This is a genomic window from Mesorhizobium sp. WSM4810, from assembly GCF_055811235.1.
The window spans coordinates 228,582-251,306 of the sequence record NZ_JBVVQV010000004.1 but is presented as its reverse complement, the minus strand read 5'-3'; the positions used below and the strand labels follow the sequence as shown (position 1 = coordinate 251,306).

Sequence of the window (22,725 nt, the reverse complement as noted above, 5' to 3'; positions counted from 1 at the left end):
AGGTCTATTGAGACTGGTACCGGAAAGCCGCGACAAAGGCCGCAAACGCCGGCGTTTGATTGCGCCGGCTGGGGTAGTAGAGATGATAGCCCTGGAAGGTCGGGCACCAGTCGGCAAGGACTTCCTCGAGCCGACCACTCACAACATAGGGCTGAACAAGATCCTTCGGTGCATAGACCAAACCAATGCCGTCGAGGGCCGCGTCAAGCGCCGGCGCGATATTGTTCAGGGTCAGCTGGCCGTCCACACGGACGCTGAACTCGCGTCCGTTCTTCCTGAATTCCCAGGCATATAACGCGCCTGAGCTGGGAAGCCGCAGGTTGATGCAGTTGTGGTCGGTCAAGTCCTGAGGGCTTTTCGGCGCATCCCGACGAGCGAAATAATCGGGTGAGCCGACGACGGCATAGCCGACATCGGGACCAATGCGAACGGCCACCATGTCGCGGGCGATTGCCTCGCCAAGTCGAACACCGGCATCGAACTGACGCTCGACGATGTTGGTGAAGCCGTTGTCGACAATGAGCTCCACGTTGATGTCCGGGTAGTCTCGCAGGAACGCTGGCAGCCTGGGGCGAAAGACCAGATTGACGGCATCATCGGGGCACACGATACGGATCTGGCCCGAGGGCTGGCCGCGCAAGGCGCTGATCGCGCTGATCCCGGCGGCAATGCTTTCGAAATGCGGCTCGATGCTTTCGACGAGGCGTTCTCCGGTCGCCGTGGGCGCCACATCGCGGGTCGTGCGAGAGAGCAGACGGACGCCAAGCCGTTCCTCCATTGCCCTGATCGTATGGCTGAGGGCCGATCGGGTAACACCCAATTTGGCCGCCGCTCGCGTAAAACTGCGCTGCCGAGCGACCTCAAGGAAGGCTCGCATCTCGCTGAACTCGTCACGCGGCATTGGTGAGCTCCGTTCACTACGACATGCAGATTATAGCTGCTAGTCTGACAAGACCAGCCCGGCTACCTAGTCTGTCGACGGACAGGAGCGCACGAATGGCTATCGAACTGACACTGGATGACACGCTGGCGGCTGAAGAGGCGGTAACGCCATGGGCCGCCGTCACCTGCCTGTCGCTTTTGACCTTTCTCCTGGTCGGCCTGGAGTTCATGCCGGTGAGCCTGTTGACTCCGATTGCGCAGGACCTGGCCATCTCGGAAGGCCAGGCCGGACAGGCGATCGCCGTGTCGGGGCTCTTTGCCGTGATCACCAGCCTGTTCGGCAACGCGCTCCTGGCCAAGCTCGACCGGAGAACGGTCGTCCTGCTCTACACGGCAGTGCTGGTCGCATCGAGTTTGGCTGTTGCCCTCGCTCCCAACTTCCTGGTTTTTCTGGCCGGACGGGCCCTGGTCGGGATCGCGATCGGCGGCTTCTGGTCGCTCTCCACGGCCATTTTGGCGCGCCTGGCCTCAGGCTCCGACCTGCCCAAGGCGATCACCCTGCTGCAGGGCGGAACTGCATTGGCGATCGTCATCGCCGCACCGCTCGGGAGCTTCCTCGGCGAATTGATCGGGTGGCGGGGCACCTTCTTCGTCACAGTCCCAGTCGGCCTCGCGGCGCTCATCTGGCAGTTCGCCGTTCTGCCGAAGATGCCGCCGATGGAGGCCGTTTCGGTATCCAGCATGTTCCGTCTGCTGCGCAATCGGACATTCACCATCGGCATGGCCGCAACTGGGCTCGCATTCATGGGAATGAATTCGCTATCGATCTATCTGCGCCCATTCCTTGAAAGCGTCACCGGCCTCGACGTGAACGTCCTGTCGCTGGTGCTGCTGGGCCTCGGCTTGGGAGGCCTGGCGGGACTGTCCATCGCCGGCTTTGTTCTCCGGCGAAACCTCACCGCCGTGCTGATCGGGCTGCCGAGCGCGCTTGCGCTCCTCGCGCTGCTCCTGATCGCAGTGGGACCGGTGCTTTGGGCCACGGCTTCGCTTCTGGTTCTTTGGGGGCTGTTCAACACCCCGATTCCGGCGGCGTGGGGTACATGGATGGCTCAGATCATTCCCGACGATCTTGAAGCTGGAGGCGGGCTGCAGGTCGCATTGATCCAGTTCGCCATCGCCGGCGGCGCTTCCGCGGGCGGCATGCTGTTCGACACTGCCGGCTGGTGGAGCGCCTTCCTGCTCGCCGCCGCCCTGCTAGCGGGCTCAGCCCTGCTCGCCGCTGCCGCCAGCCCTCGCGCTGCTGCGGTGCAGAACCTTTGATCGCGGAGGGACAGCGCCCGGACAGCGCCCCCCTCTGTCCTGCCGGACAGAGGGGGCGCGAAGGATCACTACAGAGCGCTTTTATTCTGAACCGCCGCACTCTTGGCTGGGCTGGGCATTGCTGCGCTGCCCGACTTCCTTACCGACGTGCCGATCGCGGAGGGTACATTGAGACAAGTGATGGCGGATTATCCCTCGCCAGAGGCGGGGATCTATGTGGTGCGGCCACCTGGCGGGATTGCGCCCAGAAAGGTGCGTGCGCTGATTGACATCCTCATCGAATGATTCGGCGCCCGTTGAGCGCAATCATTGCGACCTTCGGGTGGTGATCGCGGCGCAACGGCGAGAAAGCGCAGCCTACACCGGTCCCTTCGCCATCTCGGGCCACAATCTCGATGGACTTAGAGCGGGTGGTTTTAGCCGCATTTCTGCGACGCCAGGACTCGGTCAAAGCATTGCCTCATCGGCCGTAAGTGCATGCTCTCGCGTGCCGGAGACGATGATCTCCAGGACCTCATGCTCGTCGGTGTTTTTGATGTAGCGATCGCCCACGTTCTCGCCGCGCTTAAGCACCATCACGCGGTCGCCCACAGCGAAGATGTCAACGAGGCGGTGGGAGATGATGATCTGGGCAACGCCCTGCTTTTTCAGTTCCAGCATGGTTTCGAGCAACCGCTCGGTCGCCATCACCGAGAGATTGGCGGTCGGCTCATCGAGTATCACCACGCGCGGCTGAAAGGAGATAGCGCGGGCAATAGCCACCGATTGCTGGCGGCCGCCCGAAAGGCTCTCGACCTTTTGATAGACGGAGTTCACGTCGACCTTGAGCCGCTTCAGCACACTGTCGGCTTCCGCGTACATTTTCCGCCGATTGACGAAAAGGCCCCTGCGCGGCCAACGGCCAAGAAAGATATTCTGACCGACATCCATATTCCCGCAAAGAGCGAAATCCTGGTAGATCATCTCGATGCCGGCGTCGCGGCTTTCGTGCGGGCTCTTGAAGTGCACCGGCTGCCCGGCGACGAAGATCTCGCCGCCCGAGTCGCGCTGGTAGGCGCCGGTCAGGATCTTCATCAGCGTCGACTTGCCGGCCGAGTTGTCGCCGACGAGGCCCAGGATCTCGCCGGGATAGAGCACGAGGTCGACATTGCGGAGCGCCTGCACCGCACCGAAGGCTTTTTCGATGCCCCGCATTTCTACGATCGGTGCAGGCCTGGTCGCGTCAAGCATGGGTGGTTTCCGCCGTTCTTGTGCGCCGCGCGAGGCGCGCCCGCAGGCGGCCGAAGATGTTGGCCTGGCGCACCCAGATGTCGATCAGCACCGCCACGATCAGGATGCCACCGATGAAGACGTTGATCCAGTGCTGCGGCATGGTGAAACCCTGTACGTTGAGCTGCAGCAGCGCCCGGATCAGGGTGATCACCGCCGCCCCGGCGAGCGCCCCGATCACGGTGCCGTAGCCGCCGAAGATCGAACCGCCGCCGATGATCACCGAAGCGATGGCGTCGAGCTCGCGGAACTGGCCGGCCACCGGGTTGAAGCTGCGGAAGTAGGCGACGTTGATGATCCCGGCCATTGTCGCGCAGAGCGCCGCCAGCATGAGCGCGAAGAACCGCACCCGGTTGGTGTTGATCCCGGCATAAGCGGCGGCGCGAATGTTGCCGCCGGTCGCATAGACCTTCTGCCCGAACGGCATGTAGGCGAGCACGACGCCGGCAATGAGGGCGACCAACAGCATCCAGATGGTCTGGACGCTCACCACCTCGGCGATCGAGCGCAGCAGCCCGTCCGGCAGCGAGATGCGGTAGTGCAGCAGGATGTCGTTCACCTTGCGGCCAAGCAGGTTGTAGCCCTCGGGCCAGCCGGTGAGCTGCTGCCCGGCGACGAACCAGGCGGCGAGGCCGCGGGCGATGTAGAACATGCCGAGCGTGGCGATGAAGGCCGGCAGCTTGAAGCCGACGGTGACGATCGCGTTGACGAGGCCGGCGCACATGCCCGCCAGCAGGCCCATCGCCACGGCGGTCACGGGGTCGGCGCCGAGGACCTTGAGGAAATAGGCGGCTGTGCTGCCGGCGAGGGCAAGCACCGCCCCGACGGAGAGGTCGATATCGCCGGCGGCGATGACGTAGGTGAGCCCGATGGTGATCAGCGCAAGCTCGGTGTAGTTGAGCAAGATAGCGAAGCTGTTGGACAGGTTCCACCAGTAGTCCGGCCGGAGCGCGAGGCCGGTCAGCCACAGGAGCGCGGTCAGGATGATGGCGAGCGCGTCGCGCCGGGCGAGGAGCTTGCCTAACCCGGTGGCCGACAACGCCATGTCGGCCGCCATCGCGCCCTTAGTCTGCACCCCCTCGATCGCGATGCCGCCGATCTCGTAGGCCGGTGGCGGCGGCCGGCCGCGGAGCCAGGCCCAGAGGCGCCCTGCGACCTGGCGGCGGATGAGATAGGGCTCGATGAGCACAGCGACGACGAGTAGCAGCCCGAGGAACACCGGCACCGCGCCGACCGGTAGCGAGAAAACTGCGTTGACCGTGATCTCCTCGTCGCCGATCTTGATGATGCGCGTGATCGGCCAGCCCTCGCGCAATACCTTGTCGAGCAGCACCACCAGAAGGGCGCCAAGGCAGGATCCGGCGACCCGGCCGCGGCCGCCGAGGATCGAGGCGCCGCCGATGATCACGGCGGCAATGACGGTCAGTTCACCGCTGACGCCGTAGAGCGGCGTCACGCCCTTGTCCTGCGCAGCTGACATCAAGCCGGCCAGCGCCGCGCAGAGCGAGGAGATCAGGAAGGCTCGGATGCGCACCCAGTTGGTCGGGATGCCGGCATAGGACGCCGCCTGCTCGTTGCCGCCGGTGGCGAAGGTCTCGTAGCCCCAGCGCGTCTTGGCGAGCACATATGCGCCGATCACGGCGACAACGACGAAGATCACGATCTGGTTGTTGAAGCCGAGGAGGTTGGTCTCGCCGAGGTGAAAAAAACCCGGATAGCCGGCCGCCTTGGCAGGGTAGTAGATCGCCTGGCCGTGAGTGAGCGCCAGCACGAAGCCGCGGCCGATGAAAAGTATCGTCAGCGTGGCGATGAACGCCGGCACCTTCAGGATCGTGACGAGCACGCCGTTGATCAGCCCGATAAGCGTGCCGAGCAGCAGGCAGAGGATCGCCGACGTGACGACGCCGAGGTCAAGGAAGTTCGGCGCGAACAGCCTGGCAAAGACGACGGCGACTAGGCCGTAAGTTGAACCGACCGAAAGATCGAGGTCCTTGTTGACGATGACGAAGGTCACTCCGACCGCGATGATGGCAACCCGCGAGGTGTCGCGGAGCAGCGAGTGAAACGCTCCTGTTGACCCGAAGAACGCGGGATTGACGAGAGCGCCGCCGAGATAGAGCAGCAAAAGCAAGGCAACGAGCCCCACCTCCCAGCCGCCGACAATCTGGGACGGCGCACGGCCGAGCGATGTGGTCGCGGTAAGCGCCATGGTCTCTTCTGGTCGATTTCCTGCTGCCGCATTGCGGGAGAGCCTGCGCTCTCCCGCAATGATTTCAGACGTTCCGAGTGGACTCAGTTCTCGAAGCGCTTGCCGACATCCTCGACGGTCTCCTTCGTCACCAGTTGGGCGCGTGTGTCGAGGTTGGCCGCCGCGATGCCGCGGTCGATCTCCAGATAGAGCTGCATGACCGGCCAGAAGCCCTGCAAGAAGGGCTGCTGCCCGAGCGCGCCGGTCAGATCGCCGCTCTTCATCGCGTCCTGCTGGGCCGGGCCGAGGTCGAACCCGTAGGCGCAGATCTTGCCGGTCATTCCGGTCTGAGCGACGGCCTTGGCAAGCGCCGGCGTGAACACGTTGTTGCCGGCGAACGCGCCTACGACATCTCCGCGCGATTCGAACAGCGTCACGATGCCGTTCACCGGGTCATTCGGATTGGTGTCTATACCGGTGTTCTCCGGACCCGCGTCGACCTTGAAGGCATCAAGCTTGCCGGCATCCTTCAAGCCCTTGACGATGGCGTTGAAAGCCGAAGTGACGCGGTTGTTCACCTCGATGTTGCCCATTGCGGTCGACGACGGCAGGACGATCGAACCCTTCTCTATACCCTTGTCCGCGAGGCACTTGACGAGCGCCTCGCCGGCGATTGCGGCAGCGGAGGCGTCCTGGCCGGTGTGGCCGATGCCGCTGCGGTTGAGGATCGTGCCGTCAAAGGAATTGGTCGTAGCGACCGGTATGCCCTTCGCCTCGGCGGCCTTGACGATGTCGTTGTAGGCGCCGACCTGGGGCGTTGTCATGATCAGCCCGTCGATCGTCGGATCCTGCACGATCTGGTTCAGGATTTCGATCTCGCGGGCAGGGTCGTCAGTCGGCGATTCCGAGCCGAGCAGCAGGACCTTGGCGCCGATCAGGTTGCCGGCGACGGTCGCGCCGACGTAGACCGGATCGAAGAAGCCATTGCCGGCGGTGTGTGTCACGATAGCGAATGTGAGGTGACCATCGGCCGAATGGAAGTCCTTGGTACCGGGGGCCTCCTTTGCGGCTTCTTCGAAGCTGTAGCCGCCGACCGCCTTGTCGACGCCGCCCGATTGTGCGTAGGCGTTCGATACGCCGAGCGATAACGCCGCGGCACATGCCGCGAGCGAGAAAACACGTTTCATGATTATCCTCCCTTGCAACCAACGGTCGGAAGCCGTTCGGGCGCATTTATTCAGGATTCCGAATGCTCCCTCCCACCCCGTATATTCTGCCCAAAGTCTGCCCACGTAAATAGTGCTAGCGCGACGCGGTGTCAGACAGACGAGGAGACTTGGTGTATTGTGATCCCTACCTGGGCCGCATTTCAAAAGGGAGCGACACGGAGAGCACCAAAAAAAGTTTCACAAACGCGTAGGGAGGATACCGCGATGAATCTGCGACCAGACCCCACATTCTATCCGTCACCTAGGCTGGCTATGGAAGGGCCGCCGGAAACTCTGGCCTACACGTTGATGCTTAGCCCGGACTTCTCGCAACCCGACGGTTTGGCTGTGGTGAATGTCGATCCAAATTCGCCGGATTTCGGCAAGATCGTCCACACTGTGATCATGCCAAACAAGGGCGATGAGTTTCATCACTTCGGCTGGAATGCGTGTTCTTCGGCGCTATCACCACTGACTGGCCACGCCTTTTTGGAGCGTCGTTACCTGATCATTCCGGGCATTCGTTCGTCGCGCATCTACATAATTGATGTGAAGGGCGGGCCGACAGCCGCCAAGATTCACAAGATCATCGAACCCGCAGAAGTCTTTGCCAAGACGGGCTATTCCCGCCCGCATACGATCCACTGCGGACCCGAGGGCATCTATGTCTCGACCCTCGGCGGCGGTGGCAAGGACGGTACCGACGGTCCTCCGGGCATTTTCATCATGGATTGCCAGACCTTCGATGTCATTGGCCGCTATGAGATAGATCGTGGCGCCCAGGACAAGCACTACGATTTCTGGTGGAACCTGCCGCGCGACTACATGGTCAGTTCCGAATGGGCCCTGCCGCCGCAGTTCGAAAACGGCATCGTCCCTGAGGATCTACTGTCCAACAAGTACGGCCACCGCATGCATTTCTGGGATCTGCGTGCGCGTAAGAACATTCAGACGATCGATCTGGGCGCCAATCACCAAATGGCGCTCGAAATCCGCCCGGCGCATGATCCAGTCCAGCAATACGGCTTCTGCGGCGTTGTGGTCGATACCACCAATCTCGAAGGCTCGATCTGGACTTGGTGGCGCGACGCAGATGGCAAGTTCCAGGCCAAGAAGACGGCGATCATCCCGCCTCAACCGGCCAATGCCGACGATCTGCCGGATCTTCTGAAGGGTTTCTCGGCGGTGCCCCCGCTGGTCACCGACATCGACCTCAGCCTCGACGACAAATATCTCTATGTGGCTTGTTGGGGTACGGGTGAAATGCATCAATACGATGTCAGCGACCCGATGAAGCCGGTTCTGGCGGGCAAGGTCGAACTGGGTGGGATCGTCAAGAAGACCAAGCACCCCTGTGGCAAGGTCTTCGGCTATGGGCCACAAATGGTCGAGATTAGCCGCGACGGCAAGCGTGTCTATTGGACCAATTCGCTCTACTCGACCTGGGACGATCAGTTCTATCCCGGTGAGCGCGGCGGGGCGATGGTAAAGGCCGATGTTGGCGTCAATGGTGGCCTGACGCTCGACACCAACTTCTTCGTCGAGTTCCCCAAAGGCTATCGAACGCACCAGATCCGGCTTGAAGGCGGCGACTGCTCTACCGACAGTTTCTGCTACCCATCGGCCTAGGTGTTGCCCGAACTCCTTTCGACCACAGCCGGCCTCTGGTTTGCTGTGGTCGCCAGCGGGATTTACCATGGCGTAAACCCGGGTATGGGCTGGCCGCTTGCTGTTTCGGCCGCCCTGATGGAACGGCGAGCCTATGCGCTGCCGGGCGCACTTCTGGCGCTGGCGTTCGGGCATCTTGTCGCCATGACGGTGGTCCTCTTGCCCTTCGCGCTAATGACCATGCTGGTTGATTGGCAAACCGAGATCCGCGTTGGCGCAGGTCTAATTGTCGTCGCGCTCGGAGTCTGGCTGCTCTTCAACCGGCGGCATCCTAGATTTCTGGCGCGCGTGCCGCCGTCGCGACTGGCGCTCTGGTCCTTTCTCGTCGCCGTCGCGCATGGCGCCGGCCTGATGCTGGTGCCGATCTACCTCGGCCTGTGCGGCGTCGTTGAAACGGATGCCGGGCACCATGCCGCGACCGCCCTCATTGCACGAACTGCAGCGCTCTCGATCGGCGTGGCAGCGGTCCACACCGGCGCGATGATCACTGCGGGCGGCGCTTTGGCCTTTGGCGTCTATCGGTGGCTGGGATTAAGGTTTCTTTCGAAAAGCTGGTTTGATCTAGATGTGATCTGGGCGCTAAGCCTAGTTCTGGTCGGGGCGATCGGCGTGTTTTCCGCGCTCTAGTTGGTCACCACGATCCGCGTGTTGCGGAAGCCGGCTTGCCGCACCATCGAATAGAAGGCGGCGGCATTGGACGGGTGCAGTCGCACGCAGCCATGCGACGCTGGGCGCCCGAGAGATTTTACTGCGCCTGTGCCATGGATGGCATAGCCGCCGCGGTAGAACACCGAATGAGGCATCGGCGACATGTCGTATTTGCGCGAATACCACATCCGTGCCGTTCGTTGCGGCCGGTAGCTGCCGCGCGGCGTGATATAGCCTTTGCGCGCCGTGGATACGCGCCATCGGTAGACCGCCCGGCCGTATCTTACAGTCATCGTCTGCGATGACACATCGATCCTTGCAACCAGCTTGGCTGCCCAGCCCTCGACCGAAGAACCGAACAGCATCGTTGCCAGTGCCGCTGCCATGAGAACGGTCTTTTTCATGCGATCAAACCCCTTTGATTGCCCTTGCCTGCCTGCCTTCACGCTATTCTTCATCCTTTAATCGCAAGTGAATGAGGTAACCACACACCTCTGACGAATTCGCCAATCCAAAGCAGCGAATTTGAACGATTTCCCGCGATAGTTGCCGTGGCGACATGTAACCACATAACTAGGGCGCGACCCGCCAACAGGCTTGCCAAAACGCACCGTTGGCTGCTCAATTCGTCGAATGAAAGAACTCCTGCTGAAAGCGGTCGATGATCGGGTCGACGACCTGGTCGCGCTGACCGCGGACCTGATCCGCTTTCCGACTATCAACCCGCCCGGCGAGGCCTATCGGCCATGCGCCGAATACGTCGGAGCGCGGCTGAAAAAGCGCGGCTTCGAAGTCGAATTCATCCGCGCCGAAGGCACGCCCGGCGACACCGACCGCTACCCGCGCGTCAACGTCGTCGGCCGCTTCGATGGCCGCTCGCCCGGCGCCTGCGTGCATTTCAACTCGCATATCGACGTGGTCGAAGCCGGCGACGGCTGGAGCCTCGATCCCTTCGCCGGCATCGTCAGGGATGGCAAGGTCCATGGCCGCGGCGCCTGCGACATGAAGGGCGGCCTGGCCTCCTCGATCATCGCCGCCGAGGCCTTCATGGAGGTTTTCCCCGACTTCCCGGGCGCCATCGAGATTTCGGGCACGGTCGACGAGGAGTCCGGCGGCTTCGGCGGCGTCGCCCATCTGGCAAAGCTCGGCTATTTCTCCAAGCCGAAGGTCGACCACGTCATCATCCCCGAGCCGTTGAACAAGGATCGCATCTGCCTTGGCCATCGCGGCGTCTGGTGGGCGGAGATCGAGACCAAGGGCGAGATCGCGCACGGCTCGATGCCGTTCCTCGGCGACAATGCGGTGCGCCATATGGGCGCCCTGCTAAGGGCTTTCGAGGACGAGCTGTTCCCGGCGCTCGACCGCAAGGTGACGCGCATGCCGGTCGTGCCCGACGGGGCCAAGCGCTCGACCATGAACATCAACTCGATCCATGGCGGCCAGACCGAGGATTTCCGGCCTGGCCTGCCCTCGCCCAATGTCCCCGATTCCTGCCGGCTGACCATCGACCGCCGCTTCCTGCTCGAAGAGGATCTTGGCACGGTCAAGCGCGAGGTGACCGATATCCTCGACCGGCTGAAGCGCGAGCGCAAGAAATTCGACTACGAGATCCGCGATCTCATGGAGGTGCTGCCGCTGATGACCGAGCGCGATGCGCCGGTGGTCAAGGCGGTGGCGCGGGGCATCATGGAGGTATTCGACCGCGAGCCCGACTACGTGATCTCGCCCGGCACCTACGACCAGAAGCACATTGCCCGCATCGGCCACATCTACGACTGCATCGCCTATGGCCCGGGCATTCTCGACCTCGCCCACAGGCCCGACGAATGGGTGGGGATATCAGACATGGTCGAATCGGCCAAGGTGATGGCGATCGGGCTCAACGTGCTGCTGAGGGGCGCGGGCGCTCGGTAGCCGGTGATGGGCGGAAAAACATTCCTGCCGGCGCCGCCGGAAAGCACGAAACGCAATTTACTCCTTGGTGAAATCACGCTTCTATCCACCGGGTTTCGAGCATGTTTTTGAGCATATCGGGAGTTGCACGATGAAATTATGGAAAACCATTCTCACCGCTGCGGCCCTGGTGCTGGCCAACGGCGCTTCGGCGCTTGCCACGCGGACCGATCTGGTCATCGGCATCACGCTCGAACCTCCGCATCTCGATCCGACCGCAGGTGCTGCGGCGGCGATCGACGAGGTGCTTTACGCCAATGTGTTCGAGGGGCTGACCCGCATCGGCCCGAACGGCGAGGTGCTGCCGGCTCTCGCCGAAAGCTGGACCGTTTCCGACGACGGCAAGGTCTACACCTTCAAGCTGCATAGCGGTGTGAAATTCCATGACGGCACCGACTTCAATGCCGACGACGTCAAATTCTCGCTCGATCGCGCCCGTGCCGACAACTCCGTCAACGCACAAAAGGGCCTGTTCGCCGCCATCGATATGGTCGAAATGGTCGATCCGGCGACGGTCAGGATCACGCTGAAGAATCCGCAAAGTTCGTTCCTCTACAATATGGGCTGGGGCGACGCGGTCATCGTCGCGCCGGAGACAGCCGACACCAACAAGGAAAAGCCTGTCGGCACCGGCCCGTTCAAGTTCCAGAGCTGGGCCAAGGGCTCATCGATCACGCTGATCAAGTCAGACGCCTACTGGGGTGCCCCGGTGTCCCTCGACAAGGCCGAGTTCCGCATCGTCACGGATGCCGCAGCCGCCGTGCCGGCGCTGCTTTCCGGCGATGTTCAGGCCTTCCCCTTCTTCGATCCCGACAGCGTCGCCCAGATCCAGGGCGACCCGCGCTTCAAGGTGGTGATCGGCGCGACCGAGGGTGAGACCATCCTTTCGATGAACAACAAGAAGCCGCCTTTCGACAGGCTGCAGGCCAGGCAGGCGATTTCGTTTGCGCTCGACCGCAAGGCGATCATCGACGGCGCCTCGGCCGGCCTTGGCGTGCCGATCGGCTCGCATATGTCGCCCGCCAACAAGGCCTATGTCGACCTCACCGGTCTCTATCCGCACAATGTCGACAAGGCCAGGGAACTCTTGAAGGATGCCGGCCTGGAGAACGGCTTCAAGGCGACGCTGAAACTGCCGCCACCCCCCTATGCGCGGCTTGGCGGCGAGATCATCGCGTCGCAGCTTCGCGATGTCGGCATCGATCTGCAGATCGTGCCGGTGGAATGGGCGCAGTGGCTGGACCAGGTCTTCACCAGGAAGGACTACGACCTGACCATCATTTCCCACACCGAACCCAACGACATCGATATCTATTCGCGCAAGGATTATTACTTCAACTACGACAACCCGACCTTCGACAAGATCATCGCCGACCTGAACCTCACCTCCGATGAGGCCAAGCGCATGACGCTGCTCGGCGAGGCGCAGAAGATACTGGCCGACGATGCCGTGGTCGGCTTCCTCTACGAACTGCCGAAAGTCGGCGTCTGGGACGCCAAGCTCGAGGGTTTTTGGGAAAATGCGCCGATCCAGGCCAATGATTTGACCAAGGTGAAGTGGACGGAGTGAGGGGCTGCTGGCCAAAGGGGCGAAGCTTGCAGCCGGTGGCACCCCCCTCTGTCCTGCCGAGATGCCTGGCCCGAGCCGCAGGGCAATCGCTTCAGTTCTGCGCTGCCGGCATTAACAATTGGCCGGTCGAGCGCTATCTTTTGTCTGTAGCAACTGTCCTGCCGAGGCCCGTGGCTCGGACCGGCGCGTCCGGCAGGACAGACGGGGACGTGAAAGAGCACTGTCGCCCGATCTTTGCAGGCAGCGCTGCGGTCCTCCCCTCATGACCGCCTATCTCCTCAAGCGTCTTGCCATCGCCCTCATCACGCTGGTCCTGGCCTCGATGGTGGTCTTCGCCGTGCTGGAAATCATTCCCGGCGACCCGGCGCGGCTGATGCTGGGCATGAACGCCAGCGCCGACCAGGTCGAGTTGCTGCGCAACCAGATGGGCCTCAACGCGCCGCTTGCCGCGCGCTATCTGCACTGGGCCGGCGGCTTGCTGAGTCTCGATTTCGGTCGTTCCTACACCTATTCGGTGCCGGTCATCGACCTGGTCCGCGAGCGCATCGTGGTCTCGCTGCCGCTGGCCCTGATCGCGCTGGCGCTGTCCACCATCATCGCCATTCCGGTCGGGCTGTTTTCCGCCGGCCGGCACGGACGGGCCGGCGACACGATCGCGATGGGCGCCGCCCAGCTTGGTGTTGCCGTGCCGAACTTCTGGTTTGCGCTGATGCTGATCTACCTGTTTGCCGTCTGGCTGCGGCTGGTGCCGGCCGGCGGCTTTCCGGGATGGAGCGCCGGCGTCTGGCCGGCGCTGAAATCGCTGGTCCTGCCGGCGATCGCGCTCGCTCTGCCGCAGGCGGCGATCCTCGCCCGCGTCACTCGCTCGGCGCTGATCGAAGTGCTGAACGAGGACTATATCCGCACTGCCCGCGCCAAGGGTCTGCCCTATCGCGCGGTGTTGTGGCGGCACGCGCTGCGCAACGCAATGATCCCGGTGCTGACCATTCTCGGCCTGCAGTTCGCCTTCCTGCTCGCCGGCACCATCATCATCGAGAACGTCTTTTATCTCCCCGGCCTCGGCCGGCTGGTGTTCCAGGCGATCACCCAGCGCGACCTGATCGTCGTCGAAAGCGTCGTCATGCTGCTGGTCGCCGCCGTCATCGCGGTCAACCTGCTTGTCGATCTCTCCTATGCGGTCGTCGATCCGCGGCTGAGAAGCCGCCAATGACGCTGCGCTTCGACATCCCGGAGGAAAATTTTGCCGACATCCTCGTCAAGGCTTTCACCAATCGCTCGTTCCTCACCGGCTTCGTCATCACTGCACTTGTGGCGGCGGTCGCCATCGTCTCGTTATTCTGGACGCCTTTTGACGTCACCAGGCTGATCATCGCCGACAAGACCCAGGCACCCTCGCCGGCGCACTGGTTCGGCACCGATCATTTCGGCCGCGACATTTTTTCCATGATCATGGTCGGGGCCCGCAATTCGATCGCCGTGGCGCTGGTGGCGGTCGGTATCGGCATGGGCGTTGGCGTGCCGCTCGGCGCCCTTGCCGCGGCGCGCGGCGGCGTCGTCGACGAGGCGGTGATGCGGCTGAACGATCTCGTCTTCGCCTTCCCTGCCCTGCTGTCGGCGATCATGATCACCGCCATCTTCGGCCCGGGCGCGCTCAACGCCATCATCGCCATCGGCATTTTCAACATCCCGGTCTTCGCCCGCGTCGCCCGGGCCGGCGCGCTGGCGATCTGGCCGCGCGAATTCATCCTCGCCGCGCGTGCCGCCGGAAAAGGCAAAGCACTGATCACCATCGAACACGTGCTGCCCAACATCGTTACTTTGCTCCTGGTGCAAGGCACCATTCAGTTCGCGCTCGGCATCCTGGCTGAAGCCGGGCTTTCCTATGTCGGGCTCGGCACACAGCCGCCGATGCCGAGCTGGGGGCGGATGCTGTTCGACGCCCAGACGCGCATGGGGATGGCGCCGTGGATGGCGATCTTTCCAGGCATGGCGATCGTCGTCACCGTGCTTGGACTGAACCTGCTCGGCGACGGTATTGCCGACATCCTCGACCCAAAATCGCGGCGGCAGCGATGAGCCTGCTCGAAATCGAGAAATTGTCGCTGACGATCGGCGACACGCCGATCCTGAGGGATGTCGAGCTCGCCGTCGCGCCCGGCGAGGTGATGGGGCTGGTCGGCGAATCCGGCTCGGGCAAGTCGATCACGGCATTGACGGTGATGCGGCTTCTGCCCTGGGCGGCGCGCGCCAGCGGGCGCGTCGTCTTCGACGGCATCGACATCCTCGCGGCCAGCGAAGACCAGATGTGCGCGCTGCGCGGCGATGATGTCGGCATGGTTTTCCAGGAGCCGATGACGGCGCTGAACCCGGTCAAGACGATTGGCGAGCAGGTTGCCGAAGGCATACGCTGGCACACCAGGGCAAGCCGCGCCGACGCCGAGGACCGCGCCCGAAAAATGCTCGACCGGGTCGGCCTGTCCTCAGCGCAATTTCCGCTGTCGCGCTATCCGCACGAGCTTTCCGGCGGCCAGCGCCAGCGTGTCGTCATCGCCATTGCCTGCGCGCTGAAACCAAAACTGCTGATCGCCGACGAGCCGACGACGGCGCTCGACGTCGTGCTGCAGGCGCAGATCCTCGACCTGTTGCGCGACCTGGTCGCAGAAAACCGCATGGGCCTGCTGTTGATCTCGCATGACCTCGCGGTGGTGACCGAAATGGCGGAGCGCATCACCATCCTGCGCCACGGCGAAGTGATGGAGGCCGGCGACACGGCGCGCACCTTGTCCGAGCAGCTTCATCCCTACACAAGACAACTGGCGCAGGCCTCGATGCACGTGCCGGCGCGTGCCAGGACGCACGAGGTCGGCCAAGACAACCCCCTGCTCCAGGCTGCCAAACCTCTCCTTCACGTAGAGAGCGTGACGCGGGACTATCCGGGACGGCGCAAATCGCTGCTGCAGCGCGCGGTTCCGACCCGCGCCGTCGACGATGTCTCGTTCTCGATCGATCCTGGGCAGTCTGTGGCGCTGGTCGGGCGTTCCGGTTGCGGCAAGTCCACGCTTGCCCGCATGGTCCTGGCGCTGGACGGGCCGACATCGGGAACGATCCGGTTTCGCGGCGAAGTCATCACCGGCAAGAGCGAGGCGGAGCTCAAGCCGGCGCGCCGCGACATGCAGGTGGTGTTCCAGGACCCTTACGGCTCCTTCGATCCGCGCCAGAAGGTGGAAAAACTGGTCGCCGAGCCACTGCATGTCCTGGAGAAAAGGCCGACGAATGCAGAGCGGCGCGAGATGGTGGCAAAGGCCTTGCACGAGGTCGGCCTTGGTCCACGCGACATGGACAAATATCCGCACGAATTTTCAGGCGGCCAGCGCCAGCGCCTGTCGATCGCCCGCGCCATCATCACCCGCCCCAGGCTGGTCGTCGCCGACGAGCCGGTGTCGGCGCTCGACGTCTCGATCCGCGCCCAGATTCTCGATCTATTCGCCGAGCTCAACCAGAAGCTCGGCGTCGCCTATCTGTTCATCACCCACGATCTGACCGTTGCCCGCGCCATTACCGACCAGGTGATAATCATGCATGCCGGCAAGATCGTCGAGCGGGGCAGGACGAGCGCGGTTCTCGACCATCCGCAGTCCGAAGCCGCCAAGGCGCTGGTCGCTGCGGCCCCGGACCTGCACCGCGCGATTGCCCGGCGGCTACAAGAACAGGGGTGAACAGCCGACCGTCGGGAGAGGCTTACTCTTCGGCCTTCACCACATCAGCGGGGCTGATGTCGAGCAAGTCGAGGGTGCGGCGCAAGAGCTGCATCTCTGTCCCGGCAAGTTGCGAATCGGCCTTGGCGATCTCGGCCATATGGCGCGCAAGCAGGCTGCGCCTCTCGACGTCGAGGTCACGGAACTGCGCGATGGCTTGCGAGCCATTGGTCTCGTAGCCGAACTCGTTGAGATATTCGATGACGCTGTCGATGCTGGCTTCCGGAATGCCGAAGGCTTCCCGGCAGATGCGCCTGAACGCGGCCATTTCACTCTCGTTGACCGTGCCGTCGGCCAAAATCATGCGAAACAGCATCAGCAGTTCCGCCGACAGCACCGGATCGTCCGCGACCTTGCGCACGCCGGGGTCGCCGTCGAAGATCGAACGTATCTGCTCCAGCAGTGCGAATGCCATCAGCGTCCCTTTCCGATTCGTTGCAAATAGGTAACGCGGAATCGGCCTTGCGCAAATGGTCGGCTGTGGTTCGACAGGGGCAATTGCTGGCAATTGCTTTCAGGTTTTGAAATTCGGCTCCTCACCCTTTTCCGGCCATTGGCGCTGCCCCTCACCTGCCTTCCGGCATCCTCTCCCCGTATAATGACGGGGAGAGGGGCGCTCCCATCGAAGGTTTCGCCAATCACCAGCGTTGCAGAATGTTCACCGAGGTCGCCACCGCCCTCTTCTCCCGTCCCTAAACGGGGAGAAGTGCCCGGCAGGGCGATGAGGGGCGGCGCCAAGATCGACAATTGGTCTCCGCCGCTGCGCACGCTGATTGGTGTGTGAACGGGGCGCCTGGTAGGATGCGGTTGTACGAATCATGTCGGAGGAGCCACACATGAATCTCAGTGCGCCTACGCAGCTTATTTTCATCATATCCCTTGTTATCGCCATCATCGGTCTTCTCGCCGCTCTCGGCGTTTTTGCGTTCATTCCCCTGGCCGCGGTGTGGATCGTCCTCATCGCTTATGTCGTGCTTGCCGGCGGCTGCCTGGTTCGCGGCGCTTAAGCCCTCAGATCTCTCAGGCAACTCGGAGCGCCCGGCCACAAGCCGGGCACTTTTGATTCTGAGGGTTGGTCTGCTACCATCCGCGGGCGGAGGAAAGCTCATGTCTGCCCAGAGCGAAGACGGCAGCAACCAGCACAGTCCTGGCCTCGACCGGTTCGAGATGGTTCGGCGTGCGCCTGGCCCTTGGCTCCAGGATTCAGTCACTGACATCTGCGGCTACCGCGAAACCATGCCCGGCCGTTTCCGCAACGTCGAATACGCATCGCTGACCGTGCCGCTGGTCATCAGCTTTGCCGAACCCTTCGCCATCGGGCTCGGCAGGGAGCCGGGCGACAACGACCGCTTCGCCAGTTTCGCCGCCGGCCTCTATGCCGGTCCGGTGGTGATCGAATCCCGCGGCGGCGCCTGCTGCATCCAGGTCAATTTCACCCCGCTCGGCGCCCGACGCTTCTTCGGCCTCGCGATGAGCGAACTGACCGACCGCATGGTCGGCCTCGACGATGTGCTCGGGATCGAAGGCATCGCGCTGCGCGAAAGACTTGGCAATGCGCACGGCTGGAACGCACGTTTTGCCATCGTCGAGACGTTCGTCGCCGCGCGGCTGACTGACGCCCGCGAAATGCAGGCCGAAATCGCGTGGGCCTATGACCGGATCATCGTCTCGGGTGGCCGCATTCGCGTCGCATCGCTCGCCGACAGGCTGGGCTGGAGCCGCAAGCATCTCGCGGGAAAATTCTCCAACGCGATCGGCGTCGGCCCCAAGACGCTGTCGCGCATCGTCCGCTTCAACCGGGCGCTCGGCCTGTCAAGGCAGGGCAAATCCGACTGGGCTGATATCGCCGCCGATTGCGGCTATGCCGACCAGGCGCATCTGGTGCGCGAATTCCGCGACCTTGCCGGCGAAACGCCGACGGCGCTGGCCGCCCAGGCATAGAGGCGCAGGTAACATTTCTTCAAGACGTGGGAAAAGCCTTCGCCCAGACTGGATTATCGTCCAATCCAATTGAAGGAGATCGTCATGACCATGTCAGTCGAACCGCCCAGGCTCTATCCCACCTTGCGCTACCGCAATGCCGCGAAAATGATCGACTGGCTCGGTGAAGCCTTCGGCTTTGCCGTTCATGCCCGCTACGGCGAAGGCGACATCGTCCAACACGCCGAACTGACTTTCGGCTCCTCGATGATCATGCTGGGCACCGCACGCGACGACAAGTTTGGCCAGATGATCGGCGCACCGGGCCCGGGTGGCGGCAGATCGATCTATGTTGCCGTCGACGATGCCGATGCCGCTTATGCCAGAGCCAAAAAGGCCGGCGCCGAAATACTGGAAGAGCTCACCGACCGCGACTATGGCAGCCGCGAATTCATCTGCAGCGATCCGGAAGGCAATGTCTGGTCGTTCGGCACCTATTGGCCAAAGGCCGGTGAGCCCGCCAGCTAACGCGCCAGACCAAAGATAGCGTCGCAGTCGAGGTGGGTTTCCAGTTCGGCTGCGACTTCGTCCAATGCCCGTTCGACCTCGGCGCGATAATCGATGCCGCCGCCTTTGACGCCGAGATTTTCCAGGAATTTCGCCCGAAAAGCGTCGGCGGAAAACAGCCCGTGCAGATAGCTGCCCGACACCTTGCCGTCGGCGGAGACGGCGCCGTCATCGGCGCCGTTGATGACGGTAGATGGGCGCAGCGTGTCCGGACCGGTGGTGCGGCCGAGATGGATCTCGTAGCCCTCGAGCGGCAGGTCGAACTGGACCGAGCGCGCGCTGACATTGCGCACCGTCTTTTCCGGCTCCATCAGCGTTTCGACGTCGAGCAGGCCGAGCCCGTCGGTCTCGGTAACGCTGCCCTCGATGCCGTCGGGATCGCGCACGACACGGCCGAGCATCTGGAAGCCGCCGCAGATGCCGACGACGTGGCCGCCGCGCTTGCGATGGGCAAGCAGATCGCGGTCCCAGCCATTTTCACGGAACCTTAGCAGGTCGCCGATCGTCGACTTGGAGCCGGGAATGATCACCAGCCCAGCGTCGTCCGGCAAATGCTGGCCGGGCGGCACGAAGACGACCTCGACCTGCGGCTCGGCCTTGAGCGGGTCGAGGTCGTCGAAATTGGCGATGCGCGAAAGCATCGGCACGGCCACCTTCAGCGCGCGCTTCTCTCCGGACGCCAGGCGTTCGAGCACCACGGAATCTTCCGAGGGCAGCCGCGCCGCCGCCTTCAGCCATGGCACGACGCCAAAACAGCGCCAGCCGGTGAAGCTCTCGATCGCCTTGATGCCGTTATCGAACAGCGAGACATCGCCGCGGAACTTGTTGATGAGATAGCCGACGATCATGCGCCGGTCCTCTTCCGGCAGGATCAGATGGGTGCCGGCGACCGAGGCGATGACGCCGCCGCGATCGATGTCGCCGACCAGGATCACCGGCACGTCGGCGCGCGTCGCAAAGCCCATATTGGCGATGTCGCGGCTCCTGAGATTGATCTCGGCCGGCGAGCCGGCGCCTTCGACGATGACGAGGTCGGCACCCTCGGCGACCTCGGCCCAGGAGTCCAGCACGGCATCCATCAGCCGGCCCTTCAGCGCCTGGTAGTCTCGCGCCCGCGCCTCGCCGAACACCTTGCCCTGCACCACCACTTGGGCGCCGATATCGGTCTGCGGCTTGAGCAGCACCGGGTTCATATGGACGGTGGGCACAACGCCGCAGGCGATCGCCTGCAGCCATTGGGCGCGGCCGATCTCGCCGCCGAGTTTGTCGCCCGGAATATCGGCGACGGCGGCGTTGTTCGACATGTTCTGCGGCTTGAACGGCCGCACCTTCAGCCCACGCTTCTTCGCCACGCGGCAGAGGCCCGCGACCAGCACCGTCTTGCCGACATCGGAGCCTGTGCCCTGCAGCATGATCGCCTTGGCCGCCATCAATTCCTGCCCTGTGAAACGCTGCCGGTGATCGTGGATTTCGCGGCCAGTGGTCCGCCGCGCCAGAGGTAGAGCGCCAGCAGCGGCTCCTTGCCGGTGCGCATGGCGTGGCTGACATCAGAGGCATGGTGGATCACCTCACCCGCCTCGCGCCTGCCAAAGTCGCCTTCGCCCATGCGCCATTCGGTGCCGCCGGTCAGCGGAATGTAGATCTCCTCGGCGACATGATGGTGGTCGGGATAGACGATTTCAGGTCCGAGGATCAGCAGACCGGCCGCGACCTCGTCGTTGACGAAATGGCCGCGCGTGCCGAAGACCTCCAGCCAGCCGTAATTGTCGATGAACGTCTTGCCGAAATCCGCCTCGCTGTAGGTCTGCCCCCAGCGCAATTGGCCGCGACGCTCCGCAAGCAGCCGCGCCAGCGGCTGGGCGTTGGCCGGAGCGAGCTCGACGATACGATCGAGCTGGCGCAGGCAGGCAAGCGGACGCGGATCGAGCGGTCGTGCCGGCATGGCCCAGCCGATCCGGGCCACCTCATTGCGCACCAGCGCATCATCGAATGTTGCGAGAGTGGCGTGGAAACGCTCGAGCAGTTCATCGAAATTTGTCGTCACGCCTTGCCCCAGACACGCATTATCACACAGGCGCCCCCAGATCGTTGGATGGAGCTAGTCGGCTTGCGCGGCGGCATCATTGGTCTAGATTGAACCGCGCGCAAAGCCAAAAACGACAGGCCAGGAGGCCGACGACATTACGGAGCACGCCATGGACGCCGCTGTTGATGCGGGCACCAGCCAGTTCGAACTCAACGAGGACCAGCGCGCCATCCAGCAAATGGCCGAGGCCTTCGCTGCCGATCGCGTTGCGCCGAACGCGCTCGACTGGGACCGCAACAAGCATTTTCCGGCGGACGTGATCCGCGAGACTGGCCCGCTCGGGCTTGGCGGCATCTATGTCAGTGACGATGTCGGCGGCTCAGCGCTCGGCCGGCTCGACGCGGTGCTGATCTTCGAGGCGCTTTCGCGCGCCGATCCGGCCTTCTCCTCCTTCATCTCGATCCACAATATGGTGGCTTCGATGATCGACCGCTTCGGCAGCGACGAGCAGCGCCAGCACTTCCTGCCGAAGCTGACCTCTATGGAATGGCTGGCGAGCTATTGCCTGACCGAGCCGGGTTCGGGATCGGATGCTGCGGCGCTGAAGACGCGTGCGGTGAGGAGCGGCGGCGACTATGTGCTGAACGGCGTCAAGCAGTTCATTTCGGGCGCCGGCGACAGCGACCTTTACATCGTCATGGCGCGCACCGGCGCCGACGGTCCGAAGGGCATTTCGACCTTCGTCGTGACGAAAGATGCGCCCGGCCTGTCTTTCGGCGCCAACGAGCACAAGATGGGCTGGCACATGCAGTCGACCCGCCAGGTCGTCTTCGAGGACTGCAAGTTGCCGGTTGAAAACCTGCTCTCGGACGAAGGCGCCGGCTTCGGCATCGCCATGGCCGGGCTCGACGGCGGCCGGCTCAACATCGCCGCCTGTTCGCTGGGCGGGGCGCAATCGGCGCTCGACAAGGCGCTGTCCTACACCGCCGAACGCAAGGCCTTCGGAGCCAAGATCAACCAGTTCCAGGCGCTGCAATTCAAGCTGGCCGACATGGAGACCGAGTTGCAGGCAGCACGGATATTCCTTTACGCCGCTGCCTCGAAGCTCGACCGCAAGGCCCCGGACGCCTCGAAATGGTCGGCGATGGCGAAGCGCTTCGTCACCGACGTCGGCTTCAACGTTGCCAACGACGCGCTGCAACTGCATGGCGGCTATGGCTATCTGCACGATTACGGCATCGAGAAGCTGGTGCGGGATTTGCGCGTTCACCAGATTCTCGAAGGCACCAACGAGATCATGCGCGTCATCATCGCACGCGCGCTGATTGGTCGGTAAAGGCAGTAGGCAATAGGCAATAGGCAATAGGCAGCAAGATGACCGGCAAGATCAATTCGTACAAGGATCTTATCGTATGGCAGCAGGCGATGGATCTGGCCGTCACCACCTACGCCTTGACCAAGGCATGGCCAAAAGAGGAATTGTATGGGTTGACCAGCCAAATCCGCCGCTCAGCAACGTCAGTCCCTGCAAACATCGCGGAAGGTTATGGCCGAGACAACAGGGGCTCTTATCAGCAATTTCTCCGGATAGCCCAAGGGTCGCTGAAGGAATTCGAGACGCACCTCCAGATCGCTGAACGCATTGGCCTAGCTACGCAAGATCAAGCTTGTCAGATACTGTTAGCGACCGAGGGCATCGGAAAAATGCTGCGCCAACTTATCAGCAGACTCGCGCCCGAATAGGCCGCCTA

At 63.0% G+C, this 22,725-nt stretch carries 22 protein-coding genes; 14 read left to right on the top strand and 8 right to left on the bottom strand.

Annotation, left to right across the window (positions count from 1 at the left end):
* Positions 1–4 precede the first annotated feature (4 nt).
* On the bottom strand, positions 5–901 hold the full coding sequence (locus tag AC0L3O_RS08390) for a LysR family transcriptional regulator (RefSeq protein WP_473534072.1): 897 nt from the start codon (positions 899–901) through the stop codon (positions 5–7).
* 95 nt (positions 902–996) lie between these two features.
* Between AC0L3O_RS08390 and AC0L3O_RS08385 the strand changes: the two genes are divergently transcribed.
* The gene (locus tag AC0L3O_RS08385) at positions 997–2,202 is read left to right on the top strand and encodes an MFS transporter (RefSeq protein WP_473534073.1); all 1,206 of its coding nucleotides are present in this window, start codon (positions 997–999) and stop codon (positions 2,200–2,202) included.
* A gap of 102 nt (positions 2,203–2,304) precedes the next feature.
* Complete coding sequence (locus AC0L3O_RS08380; RefSeq protein WP_031256575.1) at positions 2,305–2,487, top strand: LysR substrate-binding domain-containing protein; 183 nt, start codon at positions 2,305–2,307, stop codon at positions 2,485–2,487.
* A 162-nt stretch (positions 2,488–2,649) separates the two neighbouring features.
* Here the strand turns inward: AC0L3O_RS08380 and AC0L3O_RS08375 are convergent, their stop codons facing one another.
* The 3 genes from AC0L3O_RS08375 to AC0L3O_RS08365 form a co-directional block, all read right to left on the bottom strand.
* Positions 2,650–3,432, bottom strand: a complete 783-nt coding sequence (locus AC0L3O_RS08375) for an ATP-binding cassette domain-containing protein (protein ID WP_023802984.1) — start codon at positions 3,430–3,432, stop codon at positions 2,650–2,652.
* Positions 3,425–5,680: an ABC transporter permease gene (locus AC0L3O_RS08370; protein ID WP_473534074.1), complete on the bottom strand. Its 2,256-nt coding sequence runs from the start codon at positions 5,678–5,680 to the stop codon at positions 3,425–3,427. The genes AC0L3O_RS08375 and AC0L3O_RS08370 overlap by 8 nt, the downstream gene beginning before the upstream one ends.
* An 83-nt stretch (positions 5,681–5,763) precedes the next feature.
* On the bottom strand, positions 5,764–6,846 hold the full coding sequence (locus tag AC0L3O_RS08365) for a substrate-binding domain-containing protein (RefSeq protein ID WP_473615322.1): 1,083 nt from the start codon (positions 6,844–6,846) through the stop codon (positions 5,764–5,766).
* 246 nt (positions 6,847–7,092) lie between these two features.
* Here AC0L3O_RS08365 and AC0L3O_RS08360 point away from each other — a divergent pair, with 246 nt between their 5' ends.
* The gene (locus tag AC0L3O_RS08360; protein WP_287342913.1) at positions 7,093–8,496 is read left to right on the top strand and encodes a selenium-binding protein SBP56-related protein; all 1,404 of its coding nucleotides are present in this window, start codon (positions 7,093–7,095) and stop codon (positions 8,494–8,496) included.
* 3 nt (positions 8,497–8,499) lie between these two features.
* Positions 8,500–9,162, top strand: a complete 663-nt coding sequence (locus tag AC0L3O_RS08355) for a hypothetical protein (protein ID WP_473534076.1) — start codon at positions 8,500–8,502, stop codon at positions 9,160–9,162.
* Here the strand turns inward: AC0L3O_RS08355 and AC0L3O_RS08350 are convergent.
* Positions 9,159–9,587, bottom strand: a complete 429-nt coding sequence (locus tag AC0L3O_RS08350) for a L,D-transpeptidase (RefSeq protein WP_023802989.1) — start codon at positions 9,585–9,587, stop codon at positions 9,159–9,161. The genes AC0L3O_RS08355 and AC0L3O_RS08350 overlap by 4 nt on opposite strands.
* A 229-nt stretch (positions 9,588–9,816) precedes the next feature.
* Here AC0L3O_RS08350 and AC0L3O_RS08345 point away from each other — a divergent pair, with 229 nt between their 5' ends.
* The 5 genes from AC0L3O_RS08345 to AC0L3O_RS08325 all read left to right on the top strand — a co-directional run bounded on the left by AC0L3O_RS08345 (position 9,817) and on the right by AC0L3O_RS08325 (position 16,422).
* Positions 9,817–11,097, top strand: coding sequence for an acetylornithine deacetylase/succinyl-diaminopimelate desuccinylase family protein (locus AC0L3O_RS08345; protein ID WP_473534077.1), 1,281 nt, complete (start codon positions 9,817–9,819; stop codon positions 11,095–11,097).
* Between the two features lie 130 nt (positions 11,098–11,227).
* Positions 11,228–12,706, top strand: coding sequence for an ABC transporter substrate-binding protein (locus tag AC0L3O_RS08340; RefSeq protein WP_473615321.1), 1,479 nt, complete (start codon positions 11,228–11,230; stop codon positions 12,704–12,706).
* 262 nt (positions 12,707–12,968) lie between these two features.
* On the top strand, positions 12,969–13,916 hold the full coding sequence (locus AC0L3O_RS08335; RefSeq protein ID WP_128176797.1) for an ABC transporter permease: 948 nt from the start codon (positions 12,969–12,971) through the stop codon (positions 13,914–13,916).
* Entirely contained in the window at positions 13,913–14,782 is an 870-nt protein-coding gene (locus AC0L3O_RS08330; RefSeq protein ID WP_128176799.1) for an ABC transporter permease, read from the top strand. The genes AC0L3O_RS08335 and AC0L3O_RS08330 overlap by 4 nt, the downstream gene beginning before the upstream one ends.
* Entirely contained in the window at positions 14,779–16,422 is a 1,644-nt protein-coding gene (locus tag AC0L3O_RS08325) for an ABC transporter ATP-binding protein (RefSeq protein ID WP_473615319.1), read from the top strand. Before AC0L3O_RS08330 ends, AC0L3O_RS08325 begins: the two co-directional genes overlap by 4 nt.
* A gap of 22 nt (positions 16,423–16,444) precedes the next feature.
* Here the strand turns inward: AC0L3O_RS08325 and AC0L3O_RS08320 are convergent, their stop codons facing one another.
* The gene (locus AC0L3O_RS08320) at positions 16,445–16,876 is read right to left on the bottom strand and encodes a TerB family tellurite resistance protein (RefSeq protein ID WP_023802995.1); all 432 of its coding nucleotides are present in this window, start codon (positions 16,874–16,876) and stop codon (positions 16,445–16,447) included.
* 421 nt (positions 16,877–17,297) lie between these two features.
* Here AC0L3O_RS08320 and AC0L3O_RS08315 point away from each other — a divergent pair, with 421 nt between their 5' ends.
* From AC0L3O_RS08315 to AC0L3O_RS08305, 3 genes are all read left to right on the top strand, one after another.
* Complete coding sequence (locus tag AC0L3O_RS08315) at positions 17,298–17,468, top strand: hypothetical protein (protein ID WP_023798964.1); 171 nt, start codon at positions 17,298–17,300, stop codon at positions 17,466–17,468.
* Between the two features lie 100 nt (positions 17,469–17,568).
* The gene (locus AC0L3O_RS08310) at positions 17,569–18,402 is read left to right on the top strand and encodes a helix-turn-helix domain-containing protein (protein ID WP_473534079.1); all 834 of its coding nucleotides are present in this window, start codon (positions 17,569–17,571) and stop codon (positions 18,400–18,402) included.
* 84 nt (positions 18,403–18,486) lie between these two features.
* Positions 18,487–18,909 (top strand): VOC family protein, encoded by a 423-nt coding sequence (locus tag AC0L3O_RS08305; RefSeq protein ID WP_023798962.1) that lies wholly within the window; start codon positions 18,487–18,489, stop codon positions 18,907–18,909.
* Here AC0L3O_RS08305 and AC0L3O_RS08300 read toward each other — a convergent pair.
* Both AC0L3O_RS08300 and AC0L3O_RS08295 read right to left on the bottom strand, forming a co-directional pair.
* Entirely contained in the window at positions 18,906–20,378 is a 1,473-nt protein-coding gene (locus tag AC0L3O_RS08300) for a cobyric acid synthase (protein WP_023798961.1), read from the bottom strand. The two genes, AC0L3O_RS08305 and AC0L3O_RS08300, sit on opposite strands and share 4 nt — an antisense overlap.
* Positions 20,378–20,992, bottom strand: coding sequence for a dimethylsulfonioproprionate lyase family protein (locus AC0L3O_RS08295; protein ID WP_128246888.1), 615 nt, complete (start codon positions 20,990–20,992; stop codon positions 20,378–20,380). Before AC0L3O_RS08295 ends, AC0L3O_RS08300 begins: the two co-directional genes overlap by 1 nt.
* 151 nt (positions 20,993–21,143) lie before the next feature.
* Between AC0L3O_RS08295 and AC0L3O_RS08290 the strand changes: the two genes are divergently transcribed.
* Together AC0L3O_RS08290 and AC0L3O_RS08285 are read left to right on the top strand one after the other, a co-directional pair.
* A complete protein-coding gene (locus tag AC0L3O_RS08290; RefSeq protein WP_473615318.1) occupies positions 21,144–22,310 on the top strand; it encodes an isobutyryl-CoA dehydrogenase in 1,167 nt (388 codons plus the stop codon).
* A gap of 38 nt (positions 22,311–22,348) precedes the next feature.
* Entirely contained in the window at positions 22,349–22,717 is a 369-nt protein-coding gene (locus AC0L3O_RS08285; protein WP_473524482.1) for a four helix bundle protein, read from the top strand.
* Positions 22,718–22,725 lie beyond the last annotated feature (8 nt).

What these genes read in the sequence shown, in the direction of transcription:
- AC0L3O_RS08390 (WP_473534072.1), bottom strand. Translation starts at nt 901, where the DNA reads ATGCCGCGTGACGAGTTCAGCGAGATGCGAGCCTTCCTTGAGGTCGCT.
- AC0L3O_RS08385 (WP_473534073.1), top strand. Translation starts at nt 997, where the DNA reads ATGGCTATCGAACTGACACTGGATGACACGCTGGCGGCTGAAGAGGCG.
- AC0L3O_RS08375 (WP_023802984.1), bottom strand. Translation starts at nt 3,432, where the DNA reads ATGCTTGACGCGACCAGGCCTGCACCGATCGTAGAAATGCGGGGCATC.
- AC0L3O_RS08370 (WP_473534074.1), bottom strand. Translation starts at nt 5,680, where the DNA reads ATGGCGCTTACCGCGACCACATCGCTCGGCCGTGCGCCGTCCCAGATT.
- AC0L3O_RS08365 (WP_473615322.1), bottom strand. Translation starts at nt 6,846, where the DNA reads ATGAAACGTGTTTTCTCGCTCGCGGCATGTGCCGCGGCGTTATCGCTC.
- AC0L3O_RS08360 (WP_287342913.1), top strand. Translation starts at nt 7,093, where the DNA reads ATGAATCTGCGACCAGACCCCACATTCTATCCGTCACCTAGGCTGGCT.
- AC0L3O_RS08350 (WP_023802989.1), bottom strand. Translation starts at nt 9,587, where the DNA reads ATGAAAAAGACCGTTCTCATGGCAGCGGCACTGGCAACGATGCTGTTC.
- AC0L3O_RS08345 (WP_473534077.1), top strand. Translation starts at nt 9,817, where the DNA reads ATGAAAGAACTCCTGCTGAAAGCGGTCGATGATCGGGTCGACGACCTG.
- AC0L3O_RS08340 (WP_473615321.1), top strand. Translation starts at nt 11,228, where the DNA reads ATGAAATTATGGAAAACCATTCTCACCGCTGCGGCCCTGGTGCTGGCC.
- AC0L3O_RS08335 (WP_128176797.1), top strand. Translation starts at nt 12,969, where the DNA reads ATGACCGCCTATCTCCTCAAGCGTCTTGCCATCGCCCTCATCACGCTG.
- AC0L3O_RS08330 (WP_128176799.1), top strand. Translation starts at nt 13,913, where the DNA reads ATGACGCTGCGCTTCGACATCCCGGAGGAAAATTTTGCCGACATCCTC.
- AC0L3O_RS08325 (WP_473615319.1), top strand. Translation starts at nt 14,779, where the DNA reads ATGAGCCTGCTCGAAATCGAGAAATTGTCGCTGACGATCGGCGACACG.
- AC0L3O_RS08320 (WP_023802995.1), bottom strand. Translation starts at nt 16,876, where the DNA reads ATGGCATTCGCACTGCTGGAGCAGATACGTTCGATCTTCGACGGCGAC.
- AC0L3O_RS08315 (WP_023798964.1), top strand. Translation starts at nt 17,298, where the DNA reads ATGAATCTCAGTGCGCCTACGCAGCTTATTTTCATCATATCCCTTGTT.
- AC0L3O_RS08310 (WP_473534079.1), top strand. Translation starts at nt 17,569, where the DNA reads ATGTCTGCCCAGAGCGAAGACGGCAGCAACCAGCACAGTCCTGGCCTC.
- AC0L3O_RS08305 (WP_023798962.1), top strand. Translation starts at nt 18,487, where the DNA reads ATGACCATGTCAGTCGAACCGCCCAGGCTCTATCCCACCTTGCGCTAC.
- AC0L3O_RS08300 (WP_023798961.1), bottom strand. Translation starts at nt 20,378, where the DNA reads ATGGCGGCCAAGGCGATCATGCTGCAGGGCACAGGCTCCGATGTCGGC.
- AC0L3O_RS08290 (WP_473615318.1), top strand. Translation starts at nt 21,144, where the DNA reads ATGGACGCCGCTGTTGATGCGGGCACCAGCCAGTTCGAACTCAACGAG.
- AC0L3O_RS08285 (WP_473524482.1), top strand. Translation starts at nt 22,349, where the DNA reads ATGACCGGCAAGATCAATTCGTACAAGGATCTTATCGTATGGCAGCAG.